The organism is Bacillus sp. MMSF_3328 (assembly GCF_030733525.1).
GTDB classification, from domain to species: Bacteria; Bacillota; Bacilli; order Bacillales; family Cytobacillaceae; genus Bacillus_AB; species Bacillus_AB infantis.
Window position 1 is genome coordinate 1 of the sequence record NZ_JASHIV010000018.1, and the last position, 13,598, is coordinate 13,598.

The 13,598-nt window shown below is 48.0% G+C and carries 17 protein-coding genes; 15 read left to right on the top strand and 2 right to left on the bottom strand.

Annotated features, from left to right (window positions below; translation table 11 throughout):
• The first annotated feature begins 253 nt into the window (after positions 1–253).
• The 15 genes from RBB45_RS20865 (at position 254) to RBB45_RS20935 (ending at position 12,736) form a co-directional block, all read left to right on the top strand.
• Positions 254–1,318 carry a C45 family autoproteolytic acyltransferase/hydrolase gene (locus RBB45_RS20865; protein ID WP_306010295.1) on the top strand — a complete coding sequence of 355 codons (1,065 nt, stop codon included), beginning with the start codon at positions 254–256 and terminating at the stop codon, positions 1,316–1,318.
• A gap of 20 nt (positions 1,319–1,338) precedes the next feature.
• Entirely contained in the window at positions 1,339–2,079 is a 741-nt protein-coding gene (locus RBB45_RS20870) for a hypothetical protein (RefSeq protein WP_306010296.1), read from the top strand.
• Positions 2,076–2,681, top strand: a complete 606-nt coding sequence (locus tag RBB45_RS20875; RefSeq protein ID WP_306010297.1) for a class I SAM-dependent methyltransferase — start codon at positions 2,076–2,078, stop codon at positions 2,679–2,681. Before RBB45_RS20870 ends, RBB45_RS20875 begins: the two co-directional genes overlap by 4 nt.
• Before the next feature lie 91 nt (positions 2,682–2,772).
• Entirely contained in the window at positions 2,773–3,738 is a 966-nt protein-coding gene (locus RBB45_RS20880; RefSeq protein ID WP_101551637.1) for an alpha/beta hydrolase, read from the top strand.
• Between the two features lie 158 nt (positions 3,739–3,896).
• Entirely contained in the window at positions 3,897–5,360 is a 1,464-nt protein-coding gene (nagE, locus tag RBB45_RS20885) for an N-acetylglucosamine-specific PTS transporter subunit IIBC (RefSeq protein ID WP_022543487.1), read from the top strand.
• A 71-nt stretch (positions 5,361–5,431) separates the two neighbouring features.
• Positions 5,432–5,569 carry a hypothetical protein gene (locus RBB45_RS20890; protein WP_156916998.1) on the top strand — a complete coding sequence of 46 codons (138 nt, stop codon included), beginning with the start codon at positions 5,432–5,434 and terminating at the stop codon, positions 5,567–5,569.
• A gap of 382 nt (positions 5,570–5,951) precedes the next feature.
• Entirely contained in the window at positions 5,952–6,383 is a 432-nt protein-coding gene (locus RBB45_RS20895) for a MarR family winged helix-turn-helix transcriptional regulator (RefSeq protein WP_022543488.1), read from the top strand.
• Positions 6,384–6,535: 152 nt separating this feature from the next.
• Positions 6,536–8,164 carry an MFS transporter gene (locus tag RBB45_RS20900; protein ID WP_306010298.1) on the top strand — a complete coding sequence of 543 codons (1,629 nt, stop codon included), beginning with the start codon at positions 6,536–6,538 and terminating at the stop codon, positions 8,162–8,164.
• Between the two features lie 28 nt (positions 8,165–8,192).
• The gene (locus RBB45_RS20905; RefSeq protein ID WP_306010299.1) at positions 8,193–8,828 is read left to right on the top strand and encodes an HlyD family secretion protein; all 636 of its coding nucleotides are present in this window, start codon (positions 8,193–8,195) and stop codon (positions 8,826–8,828) included.
• A 37-nt stretch (positions 8,829–8,865) separates the two neighbouring features.
• Positions 8,866–9,411 carry an NAD(P)H-dependent oxidoreductase gene (locus RBB45_RS20910; protein WP_094769078.1) on the top strand — a complete coding sequence of 182 codons (546 nt, stop codon included), beginning with the start codon at positions 8,866–8,868 and terminating at the stop codon, positions 9,409–9,411.
• Entirely contained in the window at positions 9,411–9,773 is a 363-nt protein-coding gene (locus RBB45_RS20915; protein WP_306010300.1) for a hypothetical protein, read from the top strand. The genes RBB45_RS20910 and RBB45_RS20915 overlap by 1 nt, the downstream gene beginning before the upstream one ends.
• A 206-nt stretch (positions 9,774–9,979) precedes the next feature.
• Positions 9,980–10,783 (top strand): amino acid ABC transporter substrate-binding protein, encoded by an 804-nt coding sequence (locus RBB45_RS20920; RefSeq protein ID WP_306010301.1) that lies wholly within the window; start codon positions 9,980–9,982, stop codon positions 10,781–10,783.
• A gap of 14 nt (positions 10,784–10,797) precedes the next feature.
• Positions 10,798–11,478 (top strand): amino acid ABC transporter permease, encoded by a 681-nt coding sequence (locus tag RBB45_RS20925; protein WP_009791579.1) that lies wholly within the window; start codon positions 10,798–10,800, stop codon positions 11,476–11,478.
• 13 nt (positions 11,479–11,491) lie between these two features.
• Complete coding sequence (locus tag RBB45_RS20930; protein ID WP_094769074.1) at positions 11,492–12,238, top strand: amino acid ABC transporter ATP-binding protein; 747 nt, start codon at positions 11,492–11,494, stop codon at positions 12,236–12,238.
• A 141-nt stretch (positions 12,239–12,379) separates the two neighbouring features.
• Complete coding sequence (locus tag RBB45_RS20935) at positions 12,380–12,736, top strand: YbaN family protein (protein ID WP_306010323.1); 357 nt, start codon at positions 12,380–12,382, stop codon at positions 12,734–12,736.
• Positions 12,737–12,785: 49 nt separating this feature from the next.
• On the opposite strand, the gene RBB45_RS20940 is transcribed toward RBB45_RS20935, so the two are convergent.
• Entirely contained in the window at positions 12,786–13,226 is a 441-nt protein-coding gene (locus tag RBB45_RS20940; protein WP_094769072.1) for a hypothetical protein, read from the bottom strand.
• 6 nt (positions 13,227–13,232) lie between these two features.
• Positions 13,233–13,577 carry an ASCH domain-containing protein gene (locus tag RBB45_RS20945; RefSeq protein WP_306010302.1) on the bottom strand — a complete coding sequence of 115 codons (345 nt, stop codon included), beginning with the start codon at positions 13,575–13,577 and terminating at the stop codon, positions 13,233–13,235.
• Positions 13,578–13,598 lie beyond the last annotated feature (21 nt).

Below are 13,598 nucleotides of genomic sequence, written 5' to 3' on the forward strand. Positions count from 1 at the left end.
AGAGCTTGCTCTGAGGAGGCTCAGCGTCGCCCCGCGGAAAGCGAAGTGCCTGCAACGCAAATCAACAGCCCCCATTAACAAGTGAAAAAAGTCTAAAAGCTGCTCCAAATTGGATCAGCTTTTTTCTATGTTTCTAAACAACACTCCTTAATGGCGCCTCCGCTTTTCTCTCTTTATTTTCAAATCCCCTTCCAGTATCCTTAAAAAAGAAGAGAAAATTAAACAGGCAATCTGAAATAAACGAGGGATCCCTATGAAACAAATACACAGCGACATCATCCAGTTCCGCGGCACCCACTATGACTTCGGCTATATGCAGGGAGAAAAAATCAAAAACTCGCTTTCTGTAAAAAACCGCGAAGAACAATGGAAAGTAAGAAAACCGCGCTTCATCATCGATGAAAAAGAAGCAAAAGATGCAATCAAAAAATTCGCCCCCGGCACTTGGGACGAACTGCTCGGCCTCCAGGAAGCACTGGAATGGCAGATGCAGAAAGTCCTCCAGGAGTTCGGCGGCTATCGCGTCGATTATAACCGATCCGGCTGCTCCATCTTGACAGGCAGCAGCTATCTGATCCGCAACTACGACTATCATCCCAAAACCTATGAAGGCCGCTACACCCTTTTCCAGCCAACTGACCAGGGCTATGCCATCATCGGGCCCAGCCAGCGGGTCACAGGGCGGATGGATGGAATGAACGAAAAAGGCCTGGTGGCAGGCTATAACTTCATGAACCGGAAAAAACCGGGCGACGGCTTTATCTGCTGCATGATCGGGAGGCTGCTTCTTGAATCATGCGCAGATGCCGATGAAGCTGTAAGCATGCTCAAGGAGATTCCGCACCGCCATTCTTTCACCTATGTTGTATATGACCGAAGCGGGAAATCCTTTGCGGTGGAAACTTCCCCGCGCCGTGTGGAGATCCGGCAGACGAATGCCTGCACCAACCATTTTGAAATTATGAAAGATGAAAACCGCCACCATTTGGCAGACTCACTCCGCAGGCTTGCTGTTATCAAAGAAGCAGGCGTGGAAATGACCGAAGCGATGGAGGCGTTCAGACTCCTGAATGATACAGATAAAGGCGTTTTTTCTGATTTATACAGCAGCTGGGCCGGCACCATCCACACATCAGGTTATTTGCCTCAGGAAGGTAAAGCCTGGTTTGCCCTGGGCGGCGACCGGAGCCCGGTTGAATTTGACTTTGACAGATGGCTGCAGGGAGAAGATATTGATATGAAAAGGATCACAGGTGAAGTGAATACCAGCATCCCCTTCCTGCATATGGATGATAATGCAAACTGGTTCAGCAAATAAACGTTGCCGGAGGTATGGATATGAATAAGAAATGGCTGTTCCTGCTGTCCGGTCTTATTATTACAATAACAGTCGGCATCGGACTTTATTGGCTTTATTTTTCCAAACCGGACGGACTGCCTGATGACAAGAAGCTCATAGATTATATGAACCGCTATCATTCCGACATGCAGGCCAGTGATATCAAGGCAATCATCCCAGCCGATGAAGAGCATGTTTTTGTTCCTTTTGTGAGGAAAGGCGGAGAATATGGCGCCAGCTTCTGGACATGGAGAAAGCGCGATTGGGAGCTTGATTATATAAGCTCTGCCGGGGAGCCGAAGATTTGGCGGATCGACCCGGATGACCCATCTTCATTCCGGATAGCCTGGAGCTTTTCGCCTGACAGCGGCTTAGAAAAGATTCGCTACTATTTAATGAGAGACAGGGACTTTTTTGTTTCAGGGGGAAAAGAGACTTATTTGCCAAAGGTGCAGATGGAGCATGAAACCATGCTTGATGAAGGCAGCTATGGGATGATGGAGCTGCCGGAAGAGTGGAAGTCCGTCGCGGGTTCGTTGGCGGATTCTGTCAAGAAGAGCCAGCCTGATTGGTTCTCTTTTCCTGTGCTCGGCATCCATTTTGGCTGGATTGGCTACGATGAAAATGGAAAAACCTTTTTTCCGGATGTGGGTGACAGCTTTGGTACTGGCGGTTCAAATATAGATTATATGCAGATGCTTGGGGAGAATGACATTGAACAGCCAGGGAGGAAAGAATGAAAGAACAGGATTATGACAGACTTCTTCATATTAAAACAGAAGGCGGACAGCAGGGGTTTACCCGCTCTTTCCATTATCACCGATATGAGGCGACACCTTATTCCGCACTGGATATTTTATTCGAGGATTACAAATTGGCGGGCACCGACACGCTTGTTGATTTCGGCTGCGGGAAGGGCCGGCTTGTCTTTTACAGCCATTATCTGTTCCAGGCTTCCGGCACAGGTGTTGAAATGAATGAGGATTTATATGAAGAAGCCCTTCGCAACGCAGAAACTTATGTGAAAAAAAGCAGAAAAAGCAGGGGGATGCTCCAATTTGAATGCAGCCTTGCAGAGGAATACAGGATCAGGCCGGAAGAGAATTGCTTTTACTTCTTCAACCCCTTTTCCATCCAGGTGTTCAGGAATATCATCGCAAATATCCTTTTGTCTGTGGAAGAACACCCGCGCTCTGCAGATATTGTGCTGTATTACCCATCAGAGGATTATATTTTTTTCCTTGAAAATTATACAAGCTTTGAACTGGAAAAAGAGGTAGAGCTCCCGGAAAGCAGCCATGATCAAAATGAAAGGTTTTTGATCTACAGGCTAAAGGTGTGAAATCGCTTACATTTTATTTGCTGGAGATATAGAATTTATTGGAAATGATAGATATAATGGTTTCAAGATAAATAGTAAATGGGGTAGGAGAATGAATAAGAAAAAGATCCTTCTGATTAGCGGCATTGTCATCGTGCTTTTGGCTGCGGTTCTGATAGGAGCAGGCAACTACTTTTATAATGTAGCAATCAATCGGAGTGATGAGTCCCTGAAGCTCCATGGCGGCAGCGAGTCAAGAGCAGTCAGTGCAATGGCAGCTGAGGAAGAGGCGGCCAAGCTTGCTGAAGTGATGGAGTGGACGGAAAAACAGGACTTCAAGACTGTTGAAATCACTTCGGACGACGGGCTGAAGCTAAAGGCAGCTTTCCTGAAGAACCCGGATTCCAATGGCAGGGCAGTCATCTTGGCTCATGGATATAAAGGCAGCAGCGAACAGATGCCGGGCGTTACGAAATTTTACTATGAGCAGGGGTTTGACGTCCTGAAGCCGGATGCCAGGGGCCATGGCTTAAGCGAAGGGAATTATATCGGCTATGGCTGGCATGAACGGAAGGACTATGTGAAGTGGGCCAGCAGGCTGATAAAAGAGGAAGGGGCAACTGATATTTTTCTGCACGGCTTTTCCATGGGGGCAGCGACCGTCCTGATGGCAAGCGGGGAAAAGCTTCCGCCGGAAGTGAAAGGGATCATTGAGGATTCAGGCTACACAAACGTTCATGAAGAGCTATCCCACCAGCTGAAATATCTGTACCATCTGCCTTCATTCCCTCTCATGCAAGTGACGAGCGCTGTGACGAAGGTAAGGGCAGGCTATACGTTCAGCGAAGCTTCGGCAGTTGAACAGGTGAAAAAGAATAAGCTTCCGCTCTTCATCATCCACGGTGACCAGGACGAACTGGTCCCGACCGAAATGGCAGACCGGATTTATGATGCGGCGACAAGCGAGAAGGAAATCTGGATTGTGCCGGGGGCCGGTCATACAGAGGCTTATACAATCGCTGAAGAAGAATACCAGAAGCGCTTGACGGCTTTTATTAAAAAAGTGCAAAATAAGTAAGGCAGAATTGGAAATTTGATTGAATATTTACAATTTTGTGAACTATAATAGATGCAGGCATGGACTTTTTTCGTTTATCTTATAAAATATCACGAAGAGGAGGACCGTTCTGCATTACAAATTAGACAAACAAGTTTTTCATCCAGGGGGGAATAAAAATGGTCATGAAGTACTTACAGAGAATGGGCCGCTCTTTAATGCTGCCTGTAGCCGTGCTGCCGGTGGCTGCGATTTTGATGGGGATTGGGTATTATATCGATCCAAACGGCTGGGGGGCAGGAAACCCGGCTGCCGCTTTCCTGATTAAAGCTGGAGGCTCTATCCTTGATCATATTCCGGTGCTGTTCGCGGTCGGAATTGCCTTGGGAATGGCGAAGGAAAAAGATGGTTCCTCAGCTATTTCCGGATTGGTCGCCTATCTCGTTGTCACAACACTGCTATCAACTGACACGGTTGCGATGCTGCAGGGTGTAGACGCTGCCGATGTAAACCCTGCTTTTGGGAAAATCGAGAATGCTTTTGTTGGTATCTTATCAGGGATTGTAGCATCGATTATGTATAACCGCTTTGCCAAGGTGAAGCTTCCGGATGCCCTGGCATTCTTCAGCGGAAAGCGGCTTGTTCCGATCATGTCCGCTGTGACAATGCTGGCCGTGGCCGCAATCCTGTTCTTTGTCTGGCCGCTCATCTTCTCCGGACTGGTATCCTTCGGGACAGCGATAAGCAAGATGGGCTTTGTGGGCGCAGGGCTTTACGGGTTCTTTAACAGGCTCCTGATCCCAACTGGGCTCCACCATGCTTTGAACTCTGTGTTCTGGTTCGATACTGTCGGAATCAATGATATCGGAAAGTTCTGGGCAAGCGAAGGAACTAAAGGGGTGACTGGCATGTATCAGGCAGGCTTCTTCCCTGTCATGATGTTCGGTCTTCCGGCTGCTGCCCTGGCCATGTACCATACGGCGAAATCAAAACAGAAGAAAATGGCGGCATCACTGCTGCTTGCTGCAGGCTTTGCTTCCTTCTTTACGGGAGTGACTGAGCCGCTCGAGTTCTCATTCATGTTCATTGCGCCTGCTCTTTATGTCGTGCATGCGGCATTGACGGGAATATCCCTTGCTGTTGCGGCCTTCTTCCATTGGACAGCAGGCTTCGGATTCAGTGCAGGGCTGGTCGACTTTGTATTGAGCCTAAAGATCCCTATTGCCAACCAGCCGTGGATGCTCCTGGTTCAGGGTCTCGTATTTGCAGTCCTGTATTATGTGCTGTTCAGATTCCTGATCACCAAGTTTAACCTATCCACTCCTGGCCGGGTTGAAATGACTGAGGGAGCAGAGGGCGCTGAAGGCGGAGAAGTATCTGCCCCTGCGGCAGGAAGTGAAAAATTCGCCATCATGGCTGCTAAAATCTATGACGGCCTCGGCGGAGATGCGAATGTTACATCTGTAGACAACTGTGTGACCCGCCTTCGCATTGAAGTGAAGGACATGGAGCAGGTCGACCAGAAAAAGATTAAAGATACCGGGGTTCCGGGAATCAATATTGTCGGTCCTACAAGCATTCAGGTCATCGTTGGCACATCAGTGCAATTTGTAGCCGATGAAATAGAAAAGATCAGGAAATAACATTGAAAAAGCCGGGCGATGCCTGGCCTTTTCTTCTTTTCTCTTTATATATGGAAAGGGGAGGGGATGGTATGAAGGAAAAAAAGCATAGAAAAAGAAGGCAAAAAGGGAGCATGCATCCTTTTATTGTTTTTACTCTTCTTATGATAGCTGCTGCCATGATTTCTCTGTGGGCCAATGAAGGCTACAGCAGCATGGGAGAAGGGTAGATAGCACTGATTCGCCGGAATTTTTCAGGAGGGCCGTTTCCCTTGACCGCTTTCTAGTAAGCTATGGAATTCCGGTCAAAAGAAGCGGGATAGCGCCAAAGGACAGACAGAGGTTCTTTTCTCAATATGGCCATCCAGGAAAGGACTCAGACGTTGACCGTCATGCTGTGCTGCTGAGAGTTTTGGAGAATTGACGGCCAGCTTAAGCATGGCAGAGCTGGGCCCCAACTCTATTATGAGTGTTGTGGTCCATAGACTGTGCAGGACACGCCGCGAATTAGCTATCTCTAAACAGAGTCCATCACATTTCATCCCTTGATACCTCAGGTAAAATGGTTCATAATCACAAATAGAAGAAAGGCGTTTATTAAGAGGGGGGCGGATGGTGCTGAAGGATACTTTACGGCAGATTGAATATGAAATTGCGATGCTTGTGAGGCTGACGACTGCCCACAGTCCGAAGCTGGGGAGCCTTGACCGGTCGGAGTATCTGCTGCTGAGTGAGATTTCTGCGCATGAGCCCCTGGCAATCAATGCACTGGCAGAAAAGCTGATGCTGAATCTCTCTACAGCGAGCAGGCAGATCGCCGTTCTCGAAGGAAAAGCTTATATTGAACGTTTCCCGGATGAACATAACGGCCGGATCAGCCTGGTCCAGCTGACAGATAAAGGACGGGCGGTGCTTCAGAAGGTGAAAGAAGCGCGCCAGTCTGTTTATGGGGAAATCTTGAAAGACTGGTCACCGGACGAGCTGGCAGGGCTGGAAGCCAGCCTGACAAGGCTTAATAAAGATTTCAAACTATGGGGAAAATAATACGGATGAGGAGAGAGCCGCCAAGGCTCTTTTTTTGTTGGAAATTACCTGTTGCAGAATCACTGTAAAGTTGTATAATACAATATATTGTCTATAAGTTGTATAATGCAACTTGTAAAAAGAAATATAAGTTTTGAAAGGAGGATCTGCTGTTGAGTCAACCTGTCAATATTTCCGGCTCTGATTCGAAAAAGATGGCCATTCCGCCATATTTGGCCATATCCATTCTGACCATCTTTTCTATCGGGCCGCAGTACTTTTTAAATTTATCTTATATTCTCAATCAGGGGATCATTCAAAACGGCCTGAACCTTGGTTCGAATGATCTGCTGCTGCCGTCCACATTATCCAATCTTGCATTTGCGTTCGGTGTGCCGCTAGGTCCGGTGCTGGCAAGGAAGATCGGCCTTAAGAGGAACTATCTGACCTTTGTGCTGGTTTTCCTGCTTGGCTCTGTACTGGACGCGCTGTCACTGGGCATTACAACATTGACGGCAGGCCGGATCATACAGGGAATCAGCGCCGGCATCCTTTTCCTGACGATTTTGCCGGTCAGCCTGACTTCTTTTCCGAACAAAATCCGCAATACCTTCCTGCTGATGGCGATTGGGGGACTATTCGGGTCGAGTGCTGTCGGGGCATTCTTTGGAAGCATTTCGCTCTCATCAGGCATGTGGCGCTGGCTGTTTATCCTGAACATCGTTTCAAGCATTTTATGCCTTGTAATGGGAAGTATTTTTCTTCCATCAGCACAGGATGAGAAAAAACATAAGGAGCCGCCTGCGGATAAAAAAGGGATTTTCCTGTTAGGGTTATTTATCCTAAGCCTCGCCTATCCCCTTTGCAATCTGATGGAAGAGGGCTTCTCATCGATCAGGATCTGGCCGCTGCTGGTTCTCGCCGCCATCATCATGCTCCTCTTTATCTATATTGATTTAAAATCGGAGAATCCGCTTGTTCCGTTTGGCTCTCTCAAGGCAGCCAAGCCGGTGTCAGGCACTATCATGGCAGTCGCGTCCCATATTTCACTCATTTTTGCCCTTGCCGGGATCAATGGGTTTCTCCGGAATAATAAAGACTTGCCATTTGAGTATCTATCGCATTTTTATTTCTGGTTTTTCATCGGGATATTGATCACAGCTATCCTGAAAACTTTATTATATGACAGGCTTGGAGCAGGCATTCTGGGGACAATCGGTTCACTGGCTGTCATTTACGTCAGCTGGAGATGGATGAACATCACTCCTGATATCTCCCTTCATGCTCTCTATTTCCAAATCGCCTGCCTTGGGGCAGGGGTCAGCATGGTGCTGGTGGCAGGAGCACTTGGGACGGCCCTGGCCGGGGACATCCATAAAGCCTCCAAGCGGTCAGTCACCCTGCATTCGATCAGGAATTTTGCCGGGGCAGTGGCTGCTCCGTTGCTCGGCTGGTTCATATACAGGCAGAATGCGTATCATTATGAAGCAGTCAGGATCCACGCAAGTAAATATGACCCGGAAGTACAGGCGGAAATGGCCAGGATGACAAGGCATCTGATGGAAAGCGGATTGCCATTGGCCAAGGCGAAGAGCATGGCATTCTATGAATTGGTCGTCAATGCGAAAAAGTCGGCCATCCTTACGGCATACCATGACCTGTTTACGATCATGCTGGGAATCGGCGTCATCATGCTGCTGGCTTCCATCGGCAAGATTGCGACAGGGAAAGGGCGTTCGCTTGTCCAAAAGCAAAAAAGAATTCTTCTGCCCGCTCCGGACAGCCGGCAGGCACATAAATAATAGAGGTTACCTGAGAGGAGAAAGATGAATGAGTAAAGGACGTTTAATCCTGACAAATATTATTGGCATCCTGGTTGTGTTCGCATTGATTGCAGCAGGTGCTTATTACTATTACCAGAATGAAAACTATGTAACGACGGATGATGCAGTGGTATCAGCCGATATGATGCAGGTAACGGCACCGGCATCAGGGATGCTTGCAGAATGGAAGCTGGAAGAGGGGAAAAGTGTCTCCGAGAATGCAAGCGTCGGAAAAGTAGCGGCAGGAGAAACTTCTGTTCCTGTCAGCAGCTATATGAACGGCACGGTCATCCAGAATCAAGCCTATCCTCATCAGATGGTCCAGGCGGGACAGGCGCTGGCAGTTGCTGCAGACATGGAGCATCTTTATATTACGGTCAATATTAAGGAAAAAGACTTGAAGGAGATTGAAGTGGGAGACAGTGTTGAAATCAAGGTTGATGGAGATGGGAACACATTATTTGATGGAGAAGTAGAGGAAATCGGCTTTGCCACCAATTCATTATTTTCTGTGCTGCCCCAGCAAAGCTCCAATGGCAGCTACACCAAAGTGGCCCAAAAGGTCGCAGTGAAAATTTCCCTGAAAAATGCTTCAGACAAAGTGCTGCCGGGGATGAATGCGGAAGTGAAAATTTCGCTCTAAAGAAGCGATTAAGGAAAAATGCGGGGAGGAAAGGCAATTGAAGATATACGTGGTTTACGATAGCGAAGGCATGCATACGGAAGCCCTGGCCAGGTCCATTGCTGAAGGCGCCCGGACGATAGAGGGAGCAGAGGTATTGATTGATCATGTCAGCCAGGCAGATGTGTATAAACTCCCGGAAATGGATGCCATCATATGGGGATGCCCGGGCCATTTTGGAACCATCAGCTCAGGCTTGAAGGCGTGGATTGATAAGCTGGGCTATTTATGGGCGGAAGGAAAGCTGGTCAATAAAATCGGCGCGGTTTTCTGTACAACGGCAACCACTCACGGTGGCCTCGAGGCAACGATGCTCAACCTGATTACGCCCATGCTCCATCAAGGGATGATTATTGCCGGACTGCCTGCCAATATTCCGGCAAATGCCTTATACGGCTCTTATTATGGTGTCGGCATCACCTGCCCGATTGATTCAGACGAGAAGATATCAAATGAAGGGCTGGAACTCGGGAGAGCCCTCGGTGAACGGGTTTCACTTCTGGCCAGACGGCTTGATGCCGGCAGAGACGGAGCTGGTCAGTAATGGCCGGCATCATATTTTGCCTTTTGGCTGCTTTAGTCGTGGCTGCCATCCTGATTGCTGCTAATCTAAACTCTACACGCAGACATGGGCAGCTGGAGGAGAAAAAGAGTGCCAGCCAGGCAGTGCTCCTGGCTCCCGAGGAACATCCTGCTGAACTCGTTCAGGATGCAGGGGAAGCAGCAGGCACACCAATAAAGCCTGCTGCGGAAGATGCAGAACGGATGGAAGACCATGCATACCGGCAGGCCCTGCAATCTTTTATGAAGGAAAAAGAGAAAAAGCATGATTCCTCTGACAGCAGGATGGATGACCAGGCATTCCGCGGTGCCTTAAAATCACTGAACCAGAAAAAAGAAAAGTAAAGTTCAACCCGCATCTGGCAAAGGATGCGGGTTTGCTGATTTTAGGGATTGCCGGCTGAAAGTTTTTATCTGCACATGAAATAAAGGCATTAAGGGGATTCTTTTTAATACCGAGCAATATATGTTGACTTTTTTTAAGCAGTGAATTAATCTAAGTAACGTTGTTTGAATTAAACCGATAAAAATACTAGGAGATTGATGCACACATGAAGAAGTACGCACTAATTTTACTCACATTTGCATTAGCGATTTCCCTTGCTGCATGCGGAAGCAGCGGCGATGGAGACAAAGATACAGCGAAAGACCAGAGCCTGTATGACCAGATCAAGGAAAAAGGCGAAATCACTATCGGGACTGAAGGAACCTATGCCCCCTTCACCTACCATGATAAAGAAGGAAGGCTGACCGGCTTTGACATTGAAATTGCAGAAGAAGTGTTCAAGCGCCTTGATATCAAGCCTGTGTTTGTTGAGACTAAATGGGACGGCATGATTGCCGGACTTGATGCAAAACGCTATGACCTGGTTGCGAATGAAGTAGCCGTCCGTGAAGACCGCCTTGAAAAATACGATATGTCAGATCCATATATCGTTTCTAAAGCGGTGCTGATCGTTCATGAAAATAATGATGAAATCAAGACGCTTGATGATTTGGACGGCAAAAAGGTCGGGCAGTCACTGGACTCAAACTACCGTAAAATTGCTGAAGAGCATGGGGCTACGAACACGGTGGTAGAAGGCTTCAATCAATCAATAGATCTGATAACATCAGGCAGGATCGATGCGACACTCAACGACAGCCTATCTTACCTTGACCTTAAGAAGCAGCGTCCTGAGCTTCCTGTTAAAACAGTTTTTGAAGAAGAGAATGCAACAAGTAATGCCTTCCTTTTCCGCAAAGGCAGCGATGAGCTTGTCGAGGCTGTGAACGGAGCTCTTGCAGAAATGAAGGAAGACGGAACATACCTGGAAATCTCAAAAAAATGGTTCAACACAGACGTATCGAAATAAAGGATCTGATATAGATGTTTGATGAACGCGCAGAACGAATTATAGGAATCCTCGCTGATTCCTTTTTTCCTATTCTAAAAGCCGGGATCTATTTTACAATCCCGCTCACACTGATTACATTTGCCCTCGGCTTGATTCTTGCGTTTTTTGTGGCCCTTGCCCGATTATCCAGCATCAAGCCGCTTGTCGCGCTGGCCAGGTTTTATGTTTGGATCTTCAGGGGAACCCCGCTGCTGGTCCAGATTTTCATCCTGTTTTTTGGACTTCCAAGCGTAGGCATCACACTGGATCCGTTCCCGGCCGCTGTGATTGCTTTTACCTTGAACAAGGGTGCATACAGCTCTGAAATCATCCGGGCGGCAATCCTTTCCATCCCCAAGGGGCAATGGGAAGCGGCTTCCTCTGTCGGGATGACCAGGAGCCAGGCCATGAGGCGCATCATCGTTCCCCAGGCAGTCAGAGTCTCACTCCCTCCGCTCGGGAATTCTTTTATCAGCCTGGTAAAAGATACTTCCCTGGCAGCGACCATCACGGTTACCGAGATGTTCCAAAAGGGGCAGCAGATTGCGGCAGCCACATATGAACCGCTGTGGCTGTACATCGAGGTTGCTTTTATTTATCTGATTTTCAGCACAGTCCTGTCTTATTTCCAGAACAAGCTTGAAGACCGTTTTGGAAGAAGCGTAGCAAAATAATGGAGGTGCCTGAATGATAAAAATTGAAAACCTGTATAAGAAATTCGGCGAACTGGAAGTGCTGAAAGGGATCGACCTGTCCATCCCGACCGGGAAAACGGCCGTTATCATCGGCCCTTCAGGATCCGGGAAGACAACACTTCTCAGATGCATGAATCTGCTCGAAACTCCTGATGCCGGTAAGATCGAGCTTGGAAACAAAACGCTCCAGTTCGGGGATTCTGCGAAAATTAAAACGGCGGAAATGGTAGCCTTCCGCAAGCAGACCGGCATGGTATTCCAGAATTATAATCTCTTCCCGCATTTGACCGCGGCTGAAAATGTAATGGAAGGCCAGATGGTCGTCTTGAAGCGCTCGAAAGAGGAAGCGCGGAAAAAAGCGCTGGGCCTCCTCGAAAAGGTGGGGCTCAAGGACCGTGCCGATAATTACCCCCACCAGCTGTCCGGCGGCCAGCAGCAGCGGGTCGGCATTGCCCGGGCAATGGCGATGGATCCGCAGGTGCTGCTCTTTGATGAACCGACATCAGCTCTTGACCCGGAACTGGTCGGGGAAGTGCTGAAGGTTATGAAGGATCTGGCCAAAGAAGACATCACAATGGTCATTGTTACGCATGAAATGAGCTTTGCCCGCGATGCGGCCGATGAAGTCATCTTTATGGACGGGGGCGTCGTTGTCGAGAGGGGAACACCAGAGGACGTATTTGAAAAATCACAAAACAAACGGACACAGCAGTTCCTGAACAAAGTGACTGCCCGATAAAGTAGAGGCCCTGCACAGATGCAGGGCCTTTGTTTATAGAGTTTTGCATCACATACAGCAGATATATCTTTTTACTATGAAAAATGGTAGATTTAAACTCAGAAAAGGAAGGGGGCAGGGGTTATCAGGAAAATAAAACAGATTTTATTCGTCACAGCCGGCTTTCTGGCTCTTGGCCTTGGCATCCTGGGCATCATCCTTCCCGTCGTTCCGACCACCCCGCTGCTTCTGCTGGCTTCATTCTGCTTTATGAAAGGATCCAAAAGGTTTGAAGTCTGGTTCAAGCAGACAGGGATCTACAAAAAGCACTTAGAAAGCTTTGTGAAAAATAAGTCGATGACACTGAAGCAAAAATTCACGATCCTGCTGTTTGCTGACGCCATGATCATCATTGCATTCTTCTTGACGGATCTCACAGCAGTCAGGATTATGCTAATAATCATTGTTCTGTATAAATACTATTATTTCTTCTATAAAATAAAAACCTTGCCGGATTAAGGCAAGGTTTTAGCATTTTATCCTGTTTCTCCTCAATAGGCTGACCGTCTTACCAAAGACCAGGCTTGACGACCATGAACCAGAGCATGGCGGATAGAAGGATGATGTAAATCCAGACAGTGCGGTTAAGCTGAGCCGCTGCTTTTTCCTTATCGGTCCCTTCTTCCCGGAATTTCCGCAGCTTCGGCGTGAAAGCGCGCGCCAGGAAAAAGAGAGAGAGAAACAGGATGATCAGGGTCATGACAACCCAGGAGGTGCCCCATGTCCAAGGTCCGGCTGCGATCAAAATCACGCCGGATCCTACAAGGACGTGACCGGAGTGCTTGGAGAGCCTGACAACGGACCGGAAAGTATCCATATAAGCTTCAAGCTCGGCACCGGCGGCAGTCTTCAGCTTCTTCACAATCGGGAAGAGGATGAAGAATGGCCCGATTGACATAATCGCACTAAGTACATGTATGTATATAACAGCCCGGTAGATTAAATCCATTGAGTCTTACGCTTCAGCCGGTTTGAATTCGTGGACCCATACCTTCATATGCGGAAGCCAAGGCATTCCTTTATGATACGAAAGGATTGTCTGCTTATAATCCTCGACAGAGCCGAAGCCTTCCTGGCCGGCATGTTCGTCGGTAAGCTCACCGAGAGTCTGGCTGTAAACGGAAGTCACGATGAATTCTTTATCCTTGAGCACCATGATTTCCCCGATATCAGCATACCTGCCATTCCTTCTCGTAGCTGTCTTTTCTCCTTTTAGTACCTTCTCGATATCCGCCGGTACCGTAACGAGTCTTTCAATGCTGCATGTTTTAGCTGGCAATCCACTATCTTGGTGTGTCATATGATTCCCCTTTCAGTTTTG